The 19,281-nt window shown below is 55.1% G+C and carries 17 protein-coding genes and 2 pseudogenes; 13 read left to right on the top strand and 6 right to left on the bottom strand.

Translation table 11 applies throughout. The features are described from left to right. The first annotated feature begins 13 nt into the window (after positions 1-13). Positions 14-2,359 (top strand): GGDEF domain-containing protein, encoded by a 2,346-nt coding sequence (locus FFI61_RS11795; RefSeq protein WP_200370623.1) that lies wholly within the window; start codon positions 14-16, stop codon positions 2,357-2,359. A gap of 10 nt (positions 2,360-2,369) precedes the next feature. On the opposite strand, the gene FFI61_RS11790 is transcribed toward FFI61_RS11795, so the two are convergent. Further along, entirely contained in the window at positions 2,370-3,137 is a 768-nt protein-coding gene (locus FFI61_RS11790; protein WP_200370620.1) for a sulfite exporter TauE/SafE family protein, read from the bottom strand. Next, the gene (locus FFI61_RS11785) at positions 3,128-4,267 is read right to left on the bottom strand and encodes a transglycosylase SLT domain-containing protein (RefSeq protein ID WP_200370618.1); all 1,140 of its coding nucleotides are present in this window, start codon (positions 4,265-4,267) and stop codon (positions 3,128-3,130) included. The genes FFI61_RS11790 and FFI61_RS11785 overlap by 10 nt, the downstream gene beginning before the upstream one ends. 52 nt (positions 4,268-4,319) lie before the next feature. On the opposite strand from FFI61_RS11785, the gene FFI61_RS11780 reads away from it, so the two are divergent. From FFI61_RS11780 to FFI61_RS11770, 3 genes and pseudogenes are all read left to right on the top strand, one after another. Next, complete coding sequence (locus FFI61_RS11780) at positions 4,320-5,822, top strand: amidase (protein ID WP_200370610.1); 1,503 nt, start codon at positions 4,320-4,322, stop codon at positions 5,820-5,822. 111 nt (positions 5,823-5,933) lie between these two features. Then, the gene (locus tag FFI61_RS11775; protein ID WP_200370608.1) at positions 5,934-6,548 is read left to right on the top strand and encodes a hypothetical protein; all 615 of its coding nucleotides are present in this window, start codon (positions 5,934-5,936) and stop codon (positions 6,546-6,548) included. Between the two features lie 65 nt (positions 6,549-6,613). After that, positions 6,614-7,108: pseudogene (locus FFI61_RS11770) on the top strand (pyridoxal-phosphate dependent enzyme); the annotation flags it as partial. 88 nt (positions 7,109-7,196) lie between these two features. Here FFI61_RS11770 and cadR read toward each other — a convergent pair. Further along, positions 7,197-7,604, bottom strand: coding sequence for a Cd(II)/Pb(II)-responsive transcriptional regulator (cadR, locus tag FFI61_RS11765; protein WP_095624275.1), 408 nt, complete (start codon positions 7,602-7,604; stop codon positions 7,197-7,199). A gap of 95 nt (positions 7,605-7,699) precedes the next feature. Here cadR and FFI61_RS11760 point away from each other — a divergent pair, with 95 nt between their 5' ends. From FFI61_RS11760 to FFI61_RS11730, 7 genes and pseudogenes are all read left to right on the top strand, one after another. Further along, positions 7,700-8,596 (top strand): cation transporter, encoded by an 897-nt coding sequence (locus FFI61_RS11760; protein ID WP_004574643.1) that lies wholly within the window; start codon positions 7,700-7,702, stop codon positions 8,594-8,596. A gap of 3 nt (positions 8,597-8,599) precedes the next feature. Continuing rightward, complete coding sequence (gene lspA, locus FFI61_RS11755; protein WP_004863699.1) at positions 8,600-9,112, top strand: signal peptidase II; 513 nt, start codon at positions 8,600-8,602, stop codon at positions 9,110-9,112. Between the two features lie 21 nt (positions 9,113-9,133). Then, positions 9,134-10,423, top strand: a complete 1,290-nt coding sequence (locus FFI61_RS11750) for an ISL3-like element ISPpu12 family transposase (RefSeq protein WP_200370606.1) — start codon at positions 9,134-9,136, stop codon at positions 10,421-10,423. A 59-nt stretch (positions 10,424-10,482) separates the two neighbouring features. After that, positions 10,483-11,046 (top strand): annotated as a pseudogene (locus FFI61_RS11745) (pyridoxal-phosphate dependent enzyme); the annotation flags it as partial. Between the two features lie 77 nt (positions 11,047-11,123). After that, on the top strand, positions 11,124-12,131 hold the full coding sequence (locus FFI61_RS11740; protein ID WP_200370604.1) for a methionine ABC transporter ATP-binding protein: 1,008 nt from the start codon (positions 11,124-11,126) through the stop codon (positions 12,129-12,131). Further along, positions 12,131-12,796: a methionine ABC transporter permease gene (locus tag FFI61_RS11735; protein WP_200201449.1), complete on the top strand. Its 666-nt coding sequence runs from the start codon at positions 12,131-12,133 to the stop codon at positions 12,794-12,796. The genes FFI61_RS11740 and FFI61_RS11735 overlap by 1 nt, the downstream gene beginning before the upstream one ends. A gap of 27 nt (positions 12,797-12,823) precedes the next feature. Then, complete coding sequence (locus FFI61_RS11730; protein ID WP_200201682.1) at positions 12,824-13,606, top strand: MetQ/NlpA family ABC transporter substrate-binding protein; 783 nt, start codon at positions 12,824-12,826, stop codon at positions 13,604-13,606. A gap of 93 nt (positions 13,607-13,699) precedes the next feature. Here the strand turns inward: FFI61_RS11730 and FFI61_RS11725 are convergent, their stop codons facing one another. Together FFI61_RS11725 and FFI61_RS11720 are read right to left on the bottom strand one after the other, a co-directional pair. Beyond that, a complete protein-coding gene (locus FFI61_RS11725) occupies positions 13,700-14,353 on the bottom strand; it encodes a peroxiredoxin (RefSeq protein WP_200201448.1) in 654 nt (217 codons plus the stop codon). Between the two features lie 176 nt (positions 14,354-14,529). Then, the gene (locus FFI61_RS11720) at positions 14,530-15,891 is read right to left on the bottom strand and encodes an alanine/glycine:cation symporter family protein (protein ID WP_200201447.1); all 1,362 of its coding nucleotides are present in this window, start codon (positions 15,889-15,891) and stop codon (positions 14,530-14,532) included. Positions 15,892-16,096: 205 nt separating this feature from the next. Here FFI61_RS11720 and FFI61_RS11715 point away from each other — a divergent pair, with 205 nt between their 5' ends. After that, positions 16,097-16,528 carry a CBS domain-containing protein gene (locus FFI61_RS11715; RefSeq protein WP_200201681.1) on the top strand — a complete coding sequence of 144 codons (432 nt, stop codon included), beginning with the start codon at positions 16,097-16,099 and terminating at the stop codon, positions 16,526-16,528. Between the two features lie 182 nt (positions 16,529-16,710). Beyond that, positions 16,711-17,718, top strand: coding sequence for a GGDEF domain-containing protein (locus FFI61_RS11710; protein WP_200370602.1), 1,008 nt, complete (start codon positions 16,711-16,713; stop codon positions 17,716-17,718). Here the strand turns inward: FFI61_RS11710 and FFI61_RS11705 are convergent. Then, positions 17,707-19,110: an MATE family efflux transporter gene (locus FFI61_RS11705; protein WP_200370600.1), complete on the bottom strand. Its 1,404-nt coding sequence runs from the start codon at positions 19,108-19,110 to the stop codon at positions 17,707-17,709. The genes FFI61_RS11710 and FFI61_RS11705 overlap by 12 nt on opposite strands. Positions 19,111-19,281: the final 171 nt, after the last annotated feature.

The raw sequence follows: 19,281 nt of genomic DNA, 5'->3' as shown, positions 1-19,281 counted from the left end.
GAGAAAATCTGCTGTGCTAATTGGTCGTTGGCTGGGTAGCCTGGTCAATCGGGCGGTGCTTCTCGTTGTGGGCTTTGTTGTTTTGACGGCGCTGCTGGTTGCGGTTGCAGGCGCGCTTCTCAGCCGATCGGAGCTTGAGCAGCAGGCGGCAACCCAGGTTGAAACCATTGCGCAGCTCGTTGCCGGAGAACTGGACGACAAGCTGTCGCAGCGTCTCGATGCACTGAGCCACGTCGCTGAAAGCCTGACCATGAGTGAAGCGGCTTTTGAAGTGCGTGCAAAAATTCTTATGCGTCGCCAAACGGCCTTGCAGCACTTGTTTGATGGTGTTTACCTGATTGATGCGACAGGTAAGGTGATTGCGGAAAATCCCGAGACTTTGAAGATGATCGGGACAGATGTCAGCCACCGTTCCTACTTTCGCATGTCCTCTGAGCAACTTGCCCCTCTCATCAGTGAACCCTACCGCTCCCACTACCAAGGTAGAGCTGCTGTGATGGTGGCGGTCCCTCTGTTTGATCACAACAAGCGGTTTATTGGCATGCTCGGGGGCGCAATATCGCTTGCGGGTGAGCACCTTATTGAAGAATTCTCTGATATCCGCATTGGCAAAACGGGCTATTTGGCCATCGTAACCCGTGGCGGGATGGTTCTGGCCAATGGCCGGACTGGTGAAGTTATGCGGCCGATAAGCGATGCGAACCCCCTGCTGCAAGATGCGATGGGTGGATTTGAAGGCACCGCCAGAACCCGTAGCTCTGAGGGTGAGAGTATTATCCTGTCGGTGCAGCAAATGTCTGAGGTGCCCTGGTTTGTCGCGGCTGTCTGGCCCGCCCGGGAAGCCTACGCGCCGGCTACCCGAATCAAGGATGCGTTTCTCTGGGTTTTGTTGGTAGTGATCCTGCTGATTGTTCCAATGGCCATGTGGCGCTTCCGTCGCCTGATGGCGCCTTTGGGCGAGCTTGGTCAGCAGGTGCGTGAGCGCCACCTGGGCGTGCGAAACAACCCGGTTGGAGTCTCGGGTAGCTCAGAAATAAGCCAGGTGGCTGACATATTCAACATGGTCATGGATGAGCGTGATGATGTTCTGAGTTCTCTTGCCGAGCGGGAAGCGTTTTTCCGTTCACTCTCCCGGGGTGCACCTATCGGTATTGTCCAAGCTGATGTTCTTGGTCGCATTGAGTTCGTGAACCCGCAATTTGAAAACATTATTGGCCTGAGACTGGCCGAGCTTTCAGGTTCTCATCTATTTGATTGCGTTTGTGAAAGTGATCGTGATGCGGTGATTCAGGGATGGCAGCAGGCGCTTGAAGAGCAGGAAGTATTCCGTGGCCGCTTTCAGCTGCAAGGGCCGAATGCCGGCTCGCCAGTATGGTGTCAGGTAATGACGGCGATCCTTGAAACACCTGAAAAGGTAATGGGTACCATCACGGTTGTACGGGATATTTCCCACGAACTGGCAGTAGAGGAAGCTCTGCGAGACGAACGGCAGAGAGCGGAGATCATACTGGGCGTGATGCAAGACGGTGTTTTGATGGCCGATACCGGCGGTGTTATCCGTTACGCAAATCAGGCCGCGGCTCGCTTTTTGGGTGCCGGTGGGGAGTATGTTGGTAAAAACGTATTTGAGCTGGTGGGAATTGATCATGAGGATCAGGCTCTCAGCCACGAGTGGTTTTTGGGAGGTAATGATCTGGACAGCCTTTACGTTACCCTTCGCAATGCCAGCGGCGATCTGTTTGATGTAGACCTCAGCATGATTCATATCCGCCAGGGCCGGCAAAATGAGCGGCTGGTATTTGTCCTTCGGGATGATGCCGAGCGCCGGCGACAGGAAGAGCGGTTGTCCTGGGAGGCAACCCACGACAGTTTGACGCAACTTCTGAACCGTCGGGCCTTCACCGCATCGCTTAACAAATGCTTGGGCGATATGCCGCGACAGGACACAAGCTCAGTGTTAATGCTCATCGATCTTGACCACTTCAAACCGGTGAACGACGAAGGTGGGCACCTGCTTGGTGATGAAATGCTCCGTCGGCTTTCCGATCTGTTCAAAGACTCGGTGCGCCAGTCGGATACGGTTGCCCGCTTGGGTGGCGACGAGTTTGGCATCATTCTGCCAGCGTGCGGGATGGACAGAGCCAAAACCCTTGCCGAGCGCATTCGCGCAGGCGTTGAGGCGCTAAAAATAGAGCACGAAGGGCGTATATTTGGCGTTACGGCCAGTATTGGAGTGACTGAACTGCTCCCGACAGACCGGGACCCCAAAGACGTGGTTGCCCGCGCCGATGAAGGCGCTTATGCAGCCAAATCAAAAGGCCGCAACCGGGTTGTCGTTATACCTGCGCCAGAGCAGTAACAAGATAACGTCACGCCCACCAGTGTGCTGCGAGGCTGGCCTGCCAAATCAGGCGTAAAGCCAGAACGGTCAGAACCAGATTGAGCGCTTTGCTGAACCAGTGGTTGTTCAGTGAATTCAGAACACGCAATCCTAACCAGGTACCGACAAAGCCGCAGGCAATCATGGCCAGGATGAACGGCAGCCAGTGCGCGAACACAAATCCCGTCACACCAAAAACCAGGGCCTTGGGGGCATGCTGCAGAACCATGGCGGTGGCAAAGGTGGCGACAGTGCGAAACCGGTCTGCATGAATCTGTTTGATAAACGCTGCGACCAGCGGGCCAGTAGCACCCACAAACAGACTGATAAAGCTGGTTAGTGCGGCAGCGATAAAAACACCCACCGGGCCGAAGGCACCTTTTGGTAATGATGGTCCCCAGCACAGGTAGAGCACGAAGCCTGCAATGGCCAGCTGCCATAAATAGGCTGGCAGGCTCACCAGCAACCAGGCTCCCGCCGCTGCGCCCAGGATAACGCCGGGGGCAAACGCCGCAATGGTTCTCCAGTCGATGTGCTTCCAGGTCAGAATTGTCCTGCCACCGTTAGAACCCAGCTGAATCATGCCGTGCACAGGAATAATAGCGGCTGCAGGCATCCATGTGGCCATCAGAATCAACAGGAGAACACCCCCGCCAGCACCCAGGCTGGCGGTGATCATTGAGGTAACAACAGAACTCGCCAGCAGGAAAATCGCTACTGACAGGCTCAGGCTCTCAGGAAGCAAAGCTATTTCCACGCGCAGAATTCCTCAGATTCAAGAGTGGATGTTCGGCATAAGGCTTCGGTTGCCAGCTGCACATCGGCCACATAATACAGGGATGCCAGCCCAAGTCTGTCCCGGCCCAGATTGTGAAACACCATGCCAAAGGCGATATCCCCTGCGGTGAAGCGTTCGTGGTTGGCTGCGAAGTATTCCGCTGGCTTTGCCAGGGTTTCATCATCAAGAAGCGCCTGCACCCGGCCAGCACCACCGTGGTAGGCCTGAACCAGCAAGAGCACAAACAACTCGTTGCGTTTGTCTTCGGGCAGGTGGCCGAAGCGCTCGGTAAAGGCCGGTTGCAGATTGCGGGCGTTCTGGTGCATCAGGCGCAAGGCGCAATCAATCTGCGCCAACCGGTGCCAATAGTTTTGCGGCTTGATCTGGCAGTCATTCAGGGCGGAGGGAGACAGCTGAAGAATGCCTTTAGCGTCGGCACGGGAGTGCGCGCGGGCTTGCCCACCGCTTTCAATCAGGATTTGCCCGGCAAGATACCTGGGTAAAACCGCCGGCAACGTATATCGGCTTTGTTCGCTCCTGAGCTGAACTATGTACATCAGCGCATCGTGTAGCGATCCCGGGTTTTCGCGCGTGGCGAAGGAGAGGTCGTCCCAGGCACCCCAAACACGGTCTCTGCTCCTGGCGCCCAGATAGCGGCCAACGGCAAGATCCAGGTCTACGTGGGGCTGGTCACAAGCTAATGCAAACGGGTAGCCATTGGTAGTGGCGCTCCCGGCAATCCATTCATCCGTGACTCCTTTTGCGTGCTGTGCCTGGCGGGTGTCGTTAAGACGCTGCTGAGTGGCGGCACTGGTAGCACCATTGCTGATCCACCCCAAAAATTGCCCGCGCATATCGAACAGAATGTGGCGATCTGTGTTTGAGCAATAACCGGATTCCTTCAGAACCCATCGGCGGATTGTAAGGATATTGGTGTAAACGCCCTGGCTGACCCAGTAGGGCGAGTTCCTCACAATGGCGGTCCAGCCTGCAGTATCAGTGCTTTCGGCTTCGGACTGATTTTCCTCTGACTGCGCTGCTGTAGGCGCCAGCACAGTCAGGATGAAAATAGCAGCAAGCTGACGTAAGCTTGCGAATCTTGTGTACATAAGCAATGTGTCCGTGGCATTCCGGGCACCACAATAACAAATGGGCGCCGCTATGAAGCAATCTGAATATCTGCGTTATGACGCCACCGCACTGGCCCATCTTATCCGCCGTGGCGAAGTGACTTCCCGGGAAGTATGCGAGGCTGCAGTGGAACGGGCAACCGTTGTGAATGGCGCCCTGAATGCCATCTGTTTTCCTCAGTTTTCAGAAGCCCTGGCTCAGGACTTTCCAAAGCAAGGAGCGTTTGCAGGTGTGCCCCTGTTGCTCAAGGATTTGGCTCAGGAGCAGGGTAATCGGCCCTGCACCTATGGCAGCCGAGGCTTCCGGAATTACATTGCGCCTCAGGATTCCGAGTTTGTGCGCCGTGCCCGTGAGGGTGGGCTGGTGTTTATGGGACGTACAGCAACGCCGGAGTTCGGCCTCAAAGCGGTGACGGAATCCGAGTTGTGGGGGCCATCACGCAATCCGTGGAACACCAATCTTACCCCGGGCGGTTCCAGCGGTGGGTCCGGTGCTGCAGCTGCAGCCGGTGTGGTGCCCATGGCTGGTGCAAACGATGGCGGTGGCTCAATCCGTATCCCTGCAGCTTATAACGGCTTGTTCGGGCTCAAACCTTCTCGCGGGCGCATCTCCAATGGGCCTTTGGTAGGCGAGGCCTGGACGGGCGCTTCGGCAGATCATGTGGTTACCCGCACGGTACGCGACAGTGCGACCATGTTAGATGTGCTCAGTGGCCCGGCTTCTGGTGATCCGTTTGTTATTCCAGGCCCCGGCGAAGCCTATGCAGATTTGATGCAGAAGTCGCCCGGCAGCCTGAAGATTGGTGTATTCACCGCGTCACCCTACGATACCGCGGTTGCTCCCGAATGTGTTGCTGCGGTTGAGGAAACTGCGCGGATTCTGGAAAACCTGGGACACAAGGTTGAATACGCCCGGCCGGAGTTCGATGGCATGGCGCTGGCCCGTTGCTACCTTGGCCTCTATTTTGGAGAAGTGTCGGCCTTGATAGCGAAAGCCAGGAGCCAGCTTGGTGCTGCAGACAGTGATTTTGAGCTGGATACACGGTTGATGGGCATGCTGGGTGATACCATGCCGCTGTCCGATTATGTGCTTCGCCGCCAGCAGTGGAATGAGTTCGCCCGCGCGCTGGGCGCGTTTTTTGCGGGCTACGATCTTTATCTCTGCCCCACCACTGGCCAATTGCCTGCGCGCATCGGTGAGCTGGACACGCCGGCGCACCTGAAAATGGCCGCAAAGCTGATGTTGGCCCTGAAGGCGGGGAAAGTGCTGCACCGTAGCGGCCAGGTGGATCAGATTGCGATGGACAGCCTGGCCCGCACACCATTTACCCAGCTTGCCAACCTGACCGGAACACCGGCCATGTCTGTGCCCATGCACTGGACGGCCGATGGGCTGCCCGTTGGTGTGCAGCTGGGCGCGCCCCATGGCGGTGAAGGCGTATTGCTGCAGCTGGCGGCTCAGCTTGAAGAAGCCGCGCCCTGGTTTGGCTATTACGAACGGCTGGAAAATGCTTTTCCTGCAGCGGGCTTGTGATCTGTTGATCGAAACCCCACGTTTATCTTTCTACGCGTATCAGGCTATGCTGTGTGTCAGGGAGACCATCTTCCTGTTACACCCTGATGGCATCGAGGAGGCGAGCGTATTATGAACCAACCGATGGCAATCGAAGAACTGGTATCAGTAGCACAGGCAGAAGCCATGGGAGAGCTGGATGCTCCCATGATGGCGATTGTTCTTGCCAGTGAACAAAGTTATGACCTGCCCATCAACTCACTTGAAACCGATGCCGACAAGGCACGCTGGGGATTGATTCTCCGCGCTGCCCGGGAGCATGTTGAAGCGGATGCCGTGGCGGTTTTGTACCCGGCCTGGACAACCATTCGTGAGAAAAAGAAGGAAACCGAAGCGGATGATGGCCTTGAAGCCTCATCAAGTGATAGCTCCGAGGACGAGCCAAACGAGCCGATAGATACCTTGTTTGTGCAACTCCACACTCGGGATCATGTTTACTGGCGTGGATTTGAACAGATCCGGGACCCCAAGCATCAGCGCATCATCGGCTTTCGCCGTATCAAGGCGTTGTCTACGGATTACCGGCGTGACGAGGAGCCATCAATCGCCTCCTGGCTCAGCACGCTGTTTGACCCCCTGCCAGAACATGGTGAGGATATGGACGTTGATCTTGAACTGTCTGGATTTATGGATGAACCGGAAGTCAGTGCTGCGCTGTATCCGAGACAGTTGCGGGCGTTGCACTAACTGATAATTCCCAAAACCTGAATTGAAATGCCGGGCCAGGCGCCCGGCTTTCAGGACCCACAACCATGGTAAATAACGCCCGCTGGCTATCCGATGCCATTGCCCGTATTGATGCAGATTTCAATCGATCATCTGACACCCACCTGATCAAGCTGGATCTGCCCGGGCTGCGGAATGTAGATATCTACCTCAAAGACGAGTCGACCCACCCCACCGGCAGTCTCAAACACCGGTTGGCGCGCTCGCTTTTTCTGTTTGGGCTCTGTAACGGCTGGATCACGCAGAATACACCCGTCATCGAAGCATCCAGCGGTTCTACGGCGGTGTCCGAGGCCTATTTTGCCAAGCTCCTGGGGTTGCGCTTCATAGCTGTGATGCCCAGAACGACATCGGCCCAAAAAATCGCCAAGATAGAATTTTATGGTGGTGAGTGTCATCTGGTTGATAACGGCAGCGAGATTTACACCGAATCGCAGCGGTTGGCCAGTGAGCTGGGCGGTCACTACATGGATCAGTTGACCTATGCCGAGAGAGCAACGGACTGGCGTGGCAACAACAATAGGGTAAGCGGATTAAATGGTTGATCTTACCTTTGCATGAGAGTGAGACAGACCGGCATCTCATCGGATTATCTGGTTGATGCTTCACCTACTGCTGGTGCATGTTTCCTTCGCTAATTCCAGCAAGAACCCCACACGCCTCAACTTCCCGGTCATCGTTGCAACTCGCTCTCAGTGAAACGAGTTGTTTCTCAAGCGCTTGCAGAGCGGTTATCTGCGACCGCACATGAGAGATGTGATCATCGAGCAAGGCGTTGACGGCGGTACAAGGCTGATGAGGGTCGTCCTGATAGCTCTGTAGTTCGTGAATCTCAGCCAGTGACAGGCCCAGGATTCTGCAGCGACGGATGAAGGCCAGCCCCTCACCATGCTTCTCGGTATAGACACGGTAACCGTTGTCCTGCCGATCAGGCGGCGGCAACAAGCCCTGCTGTTCATAGAAGCGGATCGTCTGTGTTTCGACCCCTGCCAACTGCGCCAACTGACCAATGCGCATCAGCCTCCTCCCCAACGGATTCTTTACTCTATTGACCTTATAGTAGCTTTATAGTTTTAAATGGTACCACAACATTGTTCAAGTGGAGTCGTATCATGAGCAAATCCTGTGGTGGCGCCTGTGGCGGTGATGCAACGTCCGCAGCGGATACCGATATACAGGCCTCCTCCGAGGCGCCAGGGAGATGGGTCAGTGTTTATGCCGTGCCGAAGATGGACTGTCCATCAGAAGAACGAATGATTCGCCTAGCCCTGAACGGCTTTGAGGAGATTCGGGCGCTGTCCTTCGACTTGTCGAACCGCCGGCTGAAGGTCGTGCATGACGGCGAGGTCGAGCCCGTCACCTCGAAACTGAAGACCTTGGGGCTAGGCGCCTCGCTTCAGGAAACCGTCGCTGCAAATCCGGAGACCATCAAGGCCGCCGAGTTTTCGGCAGCTTCTGCTAAGCAAGAATCCGGGACCCTGCGCTGGTTGCTCGGCATCAATGCACTTCTGTTCGTGGTGGAAATGACTGCCGGTCTGATCGCCCAGTCCACCGGCCTGATTGGAGAATCCCTGGACAATTTTGCCGATGCGGCGGTGTACGGGCTTGCCCTTTATGCGGTTGGACATAGCGTGAAAATGCAGGTACGTGCCGCGCATCTTGCTGGTGTACTGCAACTGATCTTGGCTGTGGGCGTGCTCGTAGAGGTGGTGAGACGCTTTGTATTCGGTAGTGAGCCTGAATCGCTGGTGATGATGGCTATCGCATTCGTCGCATTGATTGCCAATACCAGTTGTCTGCTGCTCATATCCAAACATCGGGAAGGCGGGGCGCACATGAAGGCAAGCTGGATATTCTCGGCCAACGACGTGGTGATCAACCTGGGGGTCATCACCGCCGGCGCCCTGGTCGCGTGGACCGGTTCCAATTATCCGGATCTGATTATCGGCACCATCGCGGGGGGCATTGTACTTAACGGTGCCAGACGCATTTTGGCGTTGAAGGGTTAAATAATGCTCATTATTGGCAAAAAGCTCTCGCCGTATGCCCTATTGTCCATATCGGGCCTGCTGGCAGCGTCTGATCAGGCTGTAAAGTGGCTGGTGCAGCAATCAATGGCCTATGGCGAGTATGTTTCGGTGACCCCGTTCTTTAACTGGGTGCACCTATGGAACACCGGTGCCGCATTCAGTCTTTTTGCGAATGGTGGAGGCTGGCAGCGCTACTTTTTTATCGGAATCGCGGTAGTGGTCTCGATTTTTCTGATCAAGCTGATCCTTGAAAATCGTCATAAAGGAGAAGCCATCGCTTACAGTCTTATCCTCGGTGGCGCCATGGGCAACCTGATTGACCGGGTCTTTCGCGGCTATGTTGTGGATTCCTTTGATTTCTATTGGCGAGACTGGCATTGGCCGGCCTTCAACCTGGCTGATATTGCAATTGTCCTCGGTGCCTTACTTTTCGTTTCCAGCAGCTTGTTGGGTAAAAAAGCAAACACCAATGCCGAGCCGGATGGATCTGACTGACACCTACGCCTATACAACACCATGACCGAACTTCCCGACAACATCCTTCACCTGCCGCAATACCAAGTACTGGGCTGCAAATCAACCGACGACGAAATGCACTTCCAGGTGGACGTGCCCGATCCCATCGCCTGCGAGGAATGCGGCGTGCAGGGTGAGTTCGTACGGTTCGGCAAGCGTGACGTTCCCTATCGTGATCTGCCCATCCACGGCAAGCGGGTAACTCTCTGGGTGGTCCGCCGCCGATACACCTGCCGGGCCTGCAAGACAACATTCAGGCCCCAGCTACCGGAGATAGTGGACGGATTCCGTATGACACTGCGGCTGCATGAGTACGTGGAGAAGGAATCCTTCAACCACCCCTACACCTTTGTGGCGGCACAGACCGGCCTGGACGAGAAGACGGTGCGCGACATCTTCAACGCCCGCGCCGAGTTCCTGGGGCGCTGGCACCGCTTCGAGACGCCCCGCATCCTGGGCATTGACGAGCTATACCTGAACAAGCGCTACCGCTGCATTCTGACCAACATTGAGGAGCGAACCCTGCTCGACCTGCTGGCCACCCGCCGCCAGGACGTGGTGACCAACTACCTGATGAAGCTGAAAGACCGGCAGAAGGTCGAGATCGTCAGCATGGACATGTGGAACCCCTACCGGGCAGCGGTCAAGGCTGTGCTGCCCCAGGCCCGTATCGTGGTCGATAAGTTCCATGTGGTGCGCATGGCCAACGATGCCCTAGAGAGAGTGCGCAAGGGCCTCAGAAAGGAGCTGAAACCGTCCCAGAGCCGGACTCTCAAAGGAGACCGGAAAATCCTGCTGAAACGCGCTCACGAAGTCTCAGACCGGGAGCGCCTCATCATGGAGACCTGGACAGGCGCGTTCCCGCAACTGCTGGCCGCCTACGAGCACAAGGAGCGCTTCTACGGCATCTGGGACGCCACCACACGGCTCCAGGCAGAAGCCGCCCTAGACGAGTGGATAGCCACCATCCCGAAGGGCCAAAAGGAAGTCTGGAGCGATCTGGTCAGGGCAGTGGGAAACTGGCGCGAAGAGACCATGACCTACTTCGAGACGGACATGCCCGTCACCAACGCTTACACGGAGTCCATCAACCGACTGGCCAAGGACAAGAACCGTGAAGGGCGCGGTTACTCCTTCGAGGTGATGCGGACACGAATGCTCTACACCACGAAGCACAAGAAGAAGGCACCGACTGCGAAGGTCTCTCCTTTCTACAAGAAAACCATCGGTTACGGACTGCCGGACTTCGCAGAGGAACTCAACTACGGAGTCGATCTATCAACCATCTGAGGGTGGTATCAGATTGATGGGGTGAAGGTGCCCCATCAACCATTAAATCCGTATACCCCAACAATATTGCTGAGAGCATTTTCCAGCAGTTGCAACGGGAACCACATCCTGTTCCTCGCTGGATTGTGGTCAGCGCCGGCACTGGCGGCAACTCCTCAACTATCGGGCGTTATATCCGCTACGGCGGCCACATCGCTCAAGGCTGTGAACTGTGCGTAGCCGACCCTGAAAACTCGGTGTTTTATGAGGCTTTCGCCAGCGGCCGATCGGATATCACTGGCCAGTGCGGCTCACGTATCGAGGGTATAGGCCGCCCAAGGGTGGAGCCCTCTTTCAATCCCGCGGTTATCGATCGCATGGTGCGCGTGCCTGACGCCGCCAGTTTCGCTGCGTTGCGCTATCTCGAACGGCACCTGGGGCGGCGTTGCGGAGGGTCTACGGGTACTAATCTGATTGCCACGCTGAGCCTGGTCAGCGAGATGCAAAAAGCTGGTGAGAAAGGTTCAGTCGTCACACTTCTGTGTGACGGTGGCCATCGCTATATCGACACCTATTTCAACCCCGCCTGGATTGCCAGCCACGGGCTGATTCTGCGCGTTGCTCAACGGTACGAGTTCTTGTAGCGATTTGTGGGTTCGGGTTTGGAGGGTGAATAGGCTATAATCGTCGGCTTTATTCTTGCACTCACAAGGCGCTGATCGTGATTGTATTTGACCAGGTACAGAAGTCGTATCAGGTGGACGGCCGGGCGATCCCCGCGCTGCACCCAACCGATATGACCATTGAAAATGGCGAGGTTTTCGGGATTGTCGGGCATTCCGGGGCGGGAAAATCCACGTTGGTGCGCCTGATCAATCTTCTTGAGCCGCCAACAGGTGGTGAAATTCTGATTGATGATGAGAATATCACCCGCTACAGCGCTGCCGAATTGCGTGCGTTCCGCCGTAAAGTCGGGATGATTTTCCAGCACTTCAACCTGCTTTCCTCAAAAACCGTTTCGGACAACATCGCCTTCCCCATGAAGTTGGCGGGTATATATTCCAAAACGGAAATTCGCGATCGGGTGCAGGAATTGCTGGATCGTGTTGGCCTGGCTGATCACGCCACCAAATATCCTTCTCAGCTGTCGGGCGGTCAGAAACAGCGAGTGGGTATAGCCCGGGCATTGGCATGCCGACCAACCATCCTGTTATGTGACGAAGCCACCAGCGCACTGGACCCCCAAACGACCCAGTCGGTGCTGCGTTTGCTTTCCGAGATCAATAAAGAGCTTGGCCTGACCATCGTGCTGATTACCCACGAAATGGATGTTGTGCGCAGAGTATGTGACCGGGTTGCAGTAATGGACGGTGGTCGCGTGGTGGAAATGGGCCCTGTGAGTGAGGTTTTCCTGCACCCGAAACACCCCACCACCCGGGACTTCGTATTTGAAAGCGAAAGCATCGATAGCCAGGAAATGCAGGAAGACCTGCAAAAGGCCAATGGCCGTATTTTGCGGCTGACCTTCAAGGGCGAATCCACCTACCAGCCTCTGCTGGGCAGCGTGGCACGTGCGTCGGGTGTTGATTTCAGCATACTTTCTGGCCGCATCGATCACATAAAAGACACGCCCTACGGCCAGCTAACGCTTTCGCTTATCGGTGGCGACCTGGAGGCGGCCATGACCGCACTGGAAGCAGCCGATGTACACGTGGAGGTGCTGCGCTGATGGAAGCCTTACTAAGTAACGTGGATTGGCCAGAAATTGGTATAGCAAGCTGGGATACACTGGTAATGGTAGGCATGTCGCTGCTGTTCAGTGTGCTGGCTGGCCTGCCCATTGGTGTATTGCTGTTTTTAACCAGTAAGCGACAGCTACTGGAGCAGCCATTGGCATACGGCGTATTGTCCTTTGTAGTGAACGTGCTTCGCTCTGTGCCATTCATTATTTTGCTGATAGTGATGATTCCCTTCACCGTGATGTTGATTGGCACCTCATTGGGTGTGGCCGGCGCGATTCCGCCTCTGGTTGCCGGTGGTGCGCCCTTCTTTGCAAGACTGGTGGAAACCTCATTGCGTGAAGTGGACCGTGGCATCATTGAGGCCACACAGGCCATGGGTGCCAACGTGCGACAGATCATTTTTGGTGCCTTGCTGCCTGAAGCACTTCCGGGCATCATCGCCGGCATCACTGTTACTGCGATCACGCTCGTGTCCTACGCGGCCATGTCTGGCGTTATTGGTGGTGGCGGCCTGGGTGATCTGGCCATTCGGTTTGGTTACCAGCGCTTCCAGACAGACGTAATGGTCATCACTGTCGCGCTTCTGGTCATCTTCGTACAAGTGCTGCAGATGGCCGGCGACCGTCTGGTTCTGTATTTCAGTCGTAAGTAGTTATTCAATTTAACAGGAGAGTGAATGATGAGCTTTAAGAAAGCCCTGGTGGCACTGGCTGCCGCATCTGTTTTTTCCGCTGCGGTCTCCGCTGAGAAGCTGTCTGTAGCAGCAACCCCTGTACCCCATGCCGAACTGCTGGAATTTGTGAAGCCACAGCTGGCAGAACAGGGCGTGGAACTGGATGTGAAAGTATTCACCGACTATATCCAGCCAAACGTACAAGTAGACCAGAAGCGCATGGATGCCAACTTCTTCCAGCACCAGCCGTACCTTGATGAGTTCAATGACGGCCGTGGCACCAGCCTGGTGACGGTTGCCGGTATTCACGTTGAGCCGTTTGGCGCTTATTCGAACAAGATCAAGTCTCTGGATGAGCTGAAAAATGGCGCAACTGTTGCCATTCCAAATGATCCCACCAACGGTGGCCGCGCACTGCTATTGCTGCAGAAAGCCGGGCTGATCACTCTGAAAGACGGCAGCAAGATCACTGCAACCCCGCGTGATATTGCCGATAACCCGAAAAAACTCGACTTCAAAGAACTTGAAGCGGCAACCTTGCCTCGAATCCTTGGCCAGGTGGATGTTGCACTGATCAACACCAACTACGCGCTGGAAGCGGGCCTGAACCCGTCTGAAGATGCGCTGATTATTGAAGGTTCCGAGTCGCCGTATGTGAACATTCTGGTTGCGCGTCCTGACAACAAAGACAGCGATGCCATGCAGAAGCTTGCGAATGCATTGAAATCTGATGCGGTTCGCGAGTTCATCAAAGAAAAGTATGAAGGTGCCGTTGTTCCGGCATTCTGATCGAAGCCAGAACACAACCTGAAAAAGCAGTACAAAAAAAGCCGGGCAGTGAAAACTGCCCGGCTTTTTGCATTCAGACACTGGCGCTGGTGATTACTCGCCACCCCAGTTAGCTGAGGGGTCTGGCGTCATCCGCAGGTAGGACTTCACCTTCTTGTAGCCCTTGGGGAAGCGCCTCGCAATCTCATCTTCATCCTGAAGCGATGGCACAATCACCACGTCTCCGCCGCGCTCCCAGTTACCCGGGGTGGCAACTTTGTGGTCGTCGGTCAGTTGCAGAGAATCAATTACCCGCAGAACTTCGTTGAAGTTACGGCCGGTGCTCGCTGGATAAGTGATGATCAGACGAACTTTTTTGTTCGGATCAATCACGAACAGCGAACGTACGGTAAGCGTGCTGTCGGCATTGGGGTGAATCATGTCGTACAGCTCGGCAACTTTACCGTCATGGTCTGCAATAATCGGGAAGTTCACCGCGCAGCCCTGGGTTTCGTTGATGTCTTTGATCCACTCATGGTGGGAATCAACGGGGTCAACGCTCAGCGCGATGGCTTTGACGTTGCGCTGTGCAAACTCGTCTTTAAGTTTCGCAGTCAGGCCAAGTTCTGTGGTGCACACTGGCGTAAAGTCTGCCGGGTGAGAAAACAGCACACCCCAGCTGTCACCTAGCCAGCTGTGGAAAGAAATCTTGCCTTCACTGGAATCCTGTTCGAAATCCGGCGCAGTATCGCCTAAACGTAAGCTCATATTTGCTCTCCTTCGGTGTCACTTGTTAGTGGCTTTATTCGAGCTTCCAGCGGGCATCTGCCCACCGGAACTATCTAGTAAGTGTATACGAGTATCATTGGTGCGGGATGACCTGTTTGCAAGGGTCACTTGATTCACCTCATCCCGCACCGGATGCCTGTTGAGCTATTACTGTGTTAGAACCCTGCAGCCGTTTTTCGTTCAAAGTGCTCTTTCGTCAATTTGAATACAACCGGGCTGAGTAACAACAGGGCGATCAGGTTTGGCAGTGCCATCATGGCATTCAGTGTGTCTGCCACCAGCCATACCAGACCCAGATTTACGGTTGCACCAAGAGGAATGGCAAGGATCCAGGCAATACGGTAAGGCACGATAGCCTTCACCCCGAACAGAAACTCAACGCTGCGCTCTCCATAGAATGACCAGCCAAGCAAGGTGGTAAATGCAAAGATTGCCAGAGCAAGAGCGACTACATAATCACCAATGCCCGGAAGCGCCTGCGCGAAGGCCATGGAGGTGAGTTCAGCGCCGGATTCGCCAGATGTCCAGGTACCAGAAGTAATGATAACCAGCCCGGTGATAGTGCAAATGATAATGGTATCGATAAAGGTGCCCAGCATGGCCACCATGCCTTGGTTAATCGGATTTTTGGTTTGCGCTGCCGCATGAGCAATTGGCGCAGAACCCAGGCCGGCTTCGTTGGAAAAGACACCGCGGGCGACACCAAAACGTATTGCGGCCCACACGGCTGCTCCGGCAAAGCCACCTTCTGCTGCAATGGGGCTGAAGGCATGCTCGAAGATCAGGGCAAATGCGTTTGGGATTTCCGAGAAATTAATGCCAAGAACAACCAGGCCTGCAACCAGATAGGAAAGTGCCATCAGGGGAACCAGGGCGCTGGCGACCTGGCCAATGCGGCGGATACCGCCAATCAGCACCAGACCCACAAGTACCATCAGAATAACGCCTGAGATCCAGTGTGGCAGGCCGAAGGTGGCCTCCATAACGTCGGCAACCGAGTTGGCTTGTACTGTGTTGCCAATGCCAAAGCCGGCAATAGCAGCAAAAATCGCAAAGAGTACACCCAGCCAGGCCCACTTTTTACCAAGACCATTGCGGATGTAATACATGGGGCCGCCAACGTGGACGCCACGTTCATCCACTTCACGAAAGCGTACCGCAAGCACGGCTTCAGAGTATTTGGTGGCCATACCCACGAGGGCGGTGAGCCACATCCAGAAAAGAGCACCCGGCCCGCCAAGGAAAATGGCGGTTGCTACGCCGGCGATATTGCCGGTTCCGACGGTTGCAGCAAGGGCGGTCATCAGTGCCTGGAACGGGGGGATTTCACCCTCGGATTCTGCGTCTTTGGAGCTGCGTCCTGACCACATTAACCTGAGGCCGGTACCAATCTTCAGCACTGGCATGAGTTTCAGGCCGAGGCTCAAGAACAATCCAACGCCAAGAATCAGTATCAACATGGGTGGTCCCCAGACCAGCCCGTTAATTGAACCAACAATGTTTTCAAAGGCTTCCATGGGGTTCCCCTTTTTGTGCCATGGCTTGATGTTGTGATTTAAACCGCAAGGAGTATAACTGGTTGAGTTTAGTCACATATTGGCATCTGTAAACTCAGAGAGTGGAAAATGGAGGATTAGGCGCCAATTGTCTATGTTTACAGTAGAGTATCGGGTCAGGAACCAGTTACTGCTGCTGGGCTATCAAAACCGTAAGGAGTTAACCATGTGTGCGCTTAAAGTCTCCAATGTCATGTCCAATCATATTGAGCCCATCCGTTGCGGAACGCCGCTGACACAGGTGGTCAAGTCACTGCTTGAAAATCATATAACCGGGCTGCCAGTGGTGGATGCGGAGCGGCGTATACTGGGGTTCGTTTCAGAACAGGATTGCATCCATGCCTTGCTGGTCAGTAACTATCACTGTGAAGGTGACCCGATTGTGGACGATGTTATGTTCCGTGAGCCTTTGGCGATTTCACCAAACATGGCGATTGTTGACCTCGCCCAGAAACTTGGCTCTGGTAAGCCGAAAGTTTACCCTGTTGTGGAGCATGGAAAGCTCATTGGGATTGTGACGCGCGCAGCGGTTCTCGCTGAGCTTGCCCGCATTGGGTGTGGGCTGGAACTTTCGAAGGGCACCCGCGACGACGACTGATAAAACCCAGCCGCTAAACACAGCCTTCCCGATAGACAGAGGGAGGGTATGTGGAATTTATATCTGTAGCTTTATATGACGCTTTTAAGGCGTTTTGTTACAAAGCGTAGCATCTGGAGCTTATCGGGCCGTACTGAATTATGCTTGGGGAGCAAGCTCTGCCTGACCGGAATATACCAAGCATGTTGAAGCGCTTAAGAGCCGATTTTCGTCTGTCGATTATTACTATTCTGGGAGCTACCTCTCTCCTGGGCATTACCCCATTCGCGATCATGCGTTTTTTGCAGGGAGATCTTGTTGCCGGAGCTATAGATACCACTCTTGTGCTGACCATCTTCGGAGGTATGGCCTATGCGTGGATCACCGGCGATACGCGGCGCTCCGGGATGGTTCTTGCCATTATTGCCTGCTCGGGAGCCGTCGTTGTAGCTGTGGTGGTTGGCGAGGTGGGGCTGTTTTGGCTTTATCCTTGCCTTGTCACAACCTTTTTCCTGGTGAACCCGCGGGTTGCAACACTTCTCAATCTCACATCAATCGGTGCCTTGGTGCTTCAGGGTGATGTGTTCCAGGACGATATTCAGAAGTGGACCTTCACGGCAACGGCCATGGTGGTTAGCGCGACCGCTTATGCTTTTGCATTGCGCACGAACAGCCAGCGTGAGCGCCTGGAACAATTAGCGACTATTGACCCCCTGACCGGTGTTAAAAACCGACGTTCCATGGATGAGGAGCTTAATCTGGCAGCGGCCCATGCAGAGCGCACCGGCATTCCCTATGCACTGGTTATGCTGGACATAGACCATTTCAAGAAGGTGAACGATGAGTACGGCCACGGAGTGGGCGATGAGGTTCTCATTGATCTGGTGACGCTGATACGACACAGCACACGCAAGTCAGATGAGCTTTTCCGCTATGGCGGCGAAGAGTTCGTGTTGTTGCTGCCGGGCGTTGATGGTGCAGGGCTGGTTGCAGTCATGAATAACGTCCAGCACATCTTGCGGAAAAAGATGACGCACCCGGGCGGCCCAATCACCGTGTCGGTTGGAGTTGCACTGCTCAAGCACGGCGAGAGTGTGGGCAGTTGGCTGGAGCGGGCCGATGGGGCCCTCTACGAGGCGAAACAGGCAGGACGGGATCGGGTAGTGTTTTCCGATACCATGCCCGGAACTACGCCGGAACTAGCCACCTAGCGGCAAGCTGGTTGCGGGGCGATAGCGGAACAGCCGCCAGCCCAGCAGCAGGCTGGCGCACGCCAGACCTCCCGTCAGCCCTACCCAGAAACCAGCAGCACCCATGGCCGGCACTAGCAGGCCCGTGAAAGTGAGAATATAACCTACCGGCAAGCCCACCCCCCAGAATGAGAACAGCATGATCACCATGGGGATGCCCGTATCCTTATACCCCCTCAGAGCGCTGATGCAGGTAACCTGAATCACGTCTGCCACCTGAAAAATAGCCGCGAACATTAACAGCCTTACCGTCACCGCCTGAACCTCTGCATCACTGGTGTAGAGCGCTGAAACGCCCTGTGAAAATGTAAATAACAGGGTGGCAAACACCAGAGCCGTTGTGGCGGCCAGAATCAGAGAGCTGCGGGAAATCAGCCGGGCTGTATCCGGTGCGCCAGCGCCGATCAGAAAACTGACCCGCAGTGTCAGGGCCATGCCAATGCTCAGTGGCAGCATGAACAACAAGGAGACAACGTTTAGAGCAACCTGGTGGCCCGCTACGACTACAGGCCCCAACGGCGCAAGAAACAGCGCGATTACCGAAAACATGCTGACTTCTACAAAAATGGTGAATCCGATGGGTATGCCAATACTCAAAACATAGCGAATCAGGGCGGCGTTTGGCTTGGCCCAGTCTGCAATCAGATGAAACTTTTTGAAAATCTTGCTGCGGCTCAGGTACACCAGCAGTGCAATCGCAGCAACGCCATTGGAAATCGAGGTCGCCCAGCCGCAGCCAATGCCGCCCATGGCGGGTAGCCCGAGTTTTCCGTAGATAAAAATATAATTCAGGGGCAGGTTGATCAGTGTACTCAGCAGCGAAAACGCCATGATTACGCGAGTGTGGCCAAGGCCATCTGTCAGGCCCCGAAGCGCGGCCATCAACAGGAGTGCTGGAATTCCCCATACAAACGCATCCAGGTAGCCCTGGGTAATGCGCGCAGTATTGGCTTCCAGGTTCAGCCCTTGCAGGACCGGGTGAACATTGGTGAGCAGCAGGATCATAATGATAGCCCCTACCCCCGCAATGTAGAGGCCTTGCCATGTGGCCGGCATTATTTTTTCCGGAGTACGTGCTCCGTTGTAACCCGAAATGATGGGTTGCAGTGCCCCGAGCATACCCATGAAGAACAGGAATAACGGTGCCCAGAGGCTGCTTCCTATTCCTACGCCCGCCAGGTCTTCTGCGCTGGCATGGCCCGCCATCACCGTGTCGATAACGCCGTTGGCCATCTGGGCTAACTGGGCAATCAGAATAGGCCCGCCGAGCATAGCCAGGGTTTTCCATTCGGTCAGTGTTCGCGAGGCAAGCGATTTGCGAACTTCCGGTAGTGGCTGGTCGGCTTCATCCATAGTGTGCTGATCCGAAGGGCTGTTGTAGTTAGGCGTTAGCGGCTGAATTGCGGGCCAAATATCCTACCGGATCGCGAGGGTACGGGTTATAGGGAATTGTCGCGCAAAGACACTGAAACTCACTTTAAAACCCGTTAAAGTACACGTCCATTTCATACGAGTGTCAGTCAA

This window comes from Marinobacter sp. DY40_1A1, assembly GCF_016597815.1.
In the GTDB taxonomy this organism is placed as follows: domain Bacteria; phylum Pseudomonadota; class Gammaproteobacteria; order Pseudomonadales; family Oleiphilaceae; genus Marinobacter; species Marinobacter xiaoshiensis.
This window is presented reverse-complemented; position numbering and strand designations above follow the sequence as displayed.

Coding starts and splice junctions, on each gene's coding strand:
- FFI61_RS11785 (WP_200370618.1), bottom strand. CDS start 4,267: ATGTACACAAGATTCGCAAGCTTACGTCAGCTTGCTGCTATTTTCATC.
- FFI61_RS11780 (WP_200370610.1), top strand. CDS start 4,320: ATGAAGCAATCTGAATATCTGCGTTATGACGCCACCGCACTGGCCCAT.
- FFI61_RS11775 (WP_200370608.1), top strand. CDS start 5,934: ATGAACCAACCGATGGCAATCGAAGAACTGGTATCAGTAGCACAGGCA.
- cadR (WP_095624275.1), bottom strand. CDS start 7,604: ATGCGCATTGGTCAGTTGGCGCAGTTGGCAGGGGTCGAAACACAGACG.
- FFI61_RS11760 (WP_004574643.1), top strand. CDS start 7,700: ATGAGCAAATCCTGTGGTGGCGCCTGTGGCGGTGATGCAACGTCCGCA.
- lspA (WP_004863699.1), top strand. CDS start 8,600: ATGCTCATTATTGGCAAAAAGCTCTCGCCGTATGCCCTATTGTCCATA.
- FFI61_RS11750 (WP_200370606.1), top strand. CDS start 9,134: ATGACCGAACTTCCCGACAACATCCTTCACCTGCCGCAATACCAAGTA.
- FFI61_RS11735 (WP_200201449.1), top strand. CDS start 12,131: ATGGAAGCCTTACTAAGTAACGTGGATTGGCCAGAAATTGGTATAGCA.
- FFI61_RS11730 (WP_200201682.1), top strand. CDS start 12,824: ATGAGCTTTAAGAAAGCCCTGGTGGCACTGGCTGCCGCATCTGTTTTT.
- FFI61_RS11725 (WP_200201448.1), bottom strand. CDS start 14,353: ATGAGCTTACGTTTAGGCGATACTGCGCCGGATTTCGAACAGGATTCC.
- FFI61_RS11720 (WP_200201447.1), bottom strand. CDS start 15,891: ATGGAAGCCTTTGAAAACATTGTTGGTTCAATTAACGGGCTGGTCTGG.
- FFI61_RS11715 (WP_200201681.1), top strand. CDS start 16,097: ATGTGTGCGCTTAAAGTCTCCAATGTCATGTCCAATCATATTGAGCCC.
- FFI61_RS11710 (WP_200370602.1), top strand. CDS start 16,711: ATGTTGAAGCGCTTAAGAGCCGATTTTCGTCTGTCGATTATTACTATT.
- FFI61_RS11705 (WP_200370600.1), bottom strand. CDS start 19,110: ATGGATGAAGCCGACCAGCCACTACCGGAAGTTCGCAAATCGCTTGCC.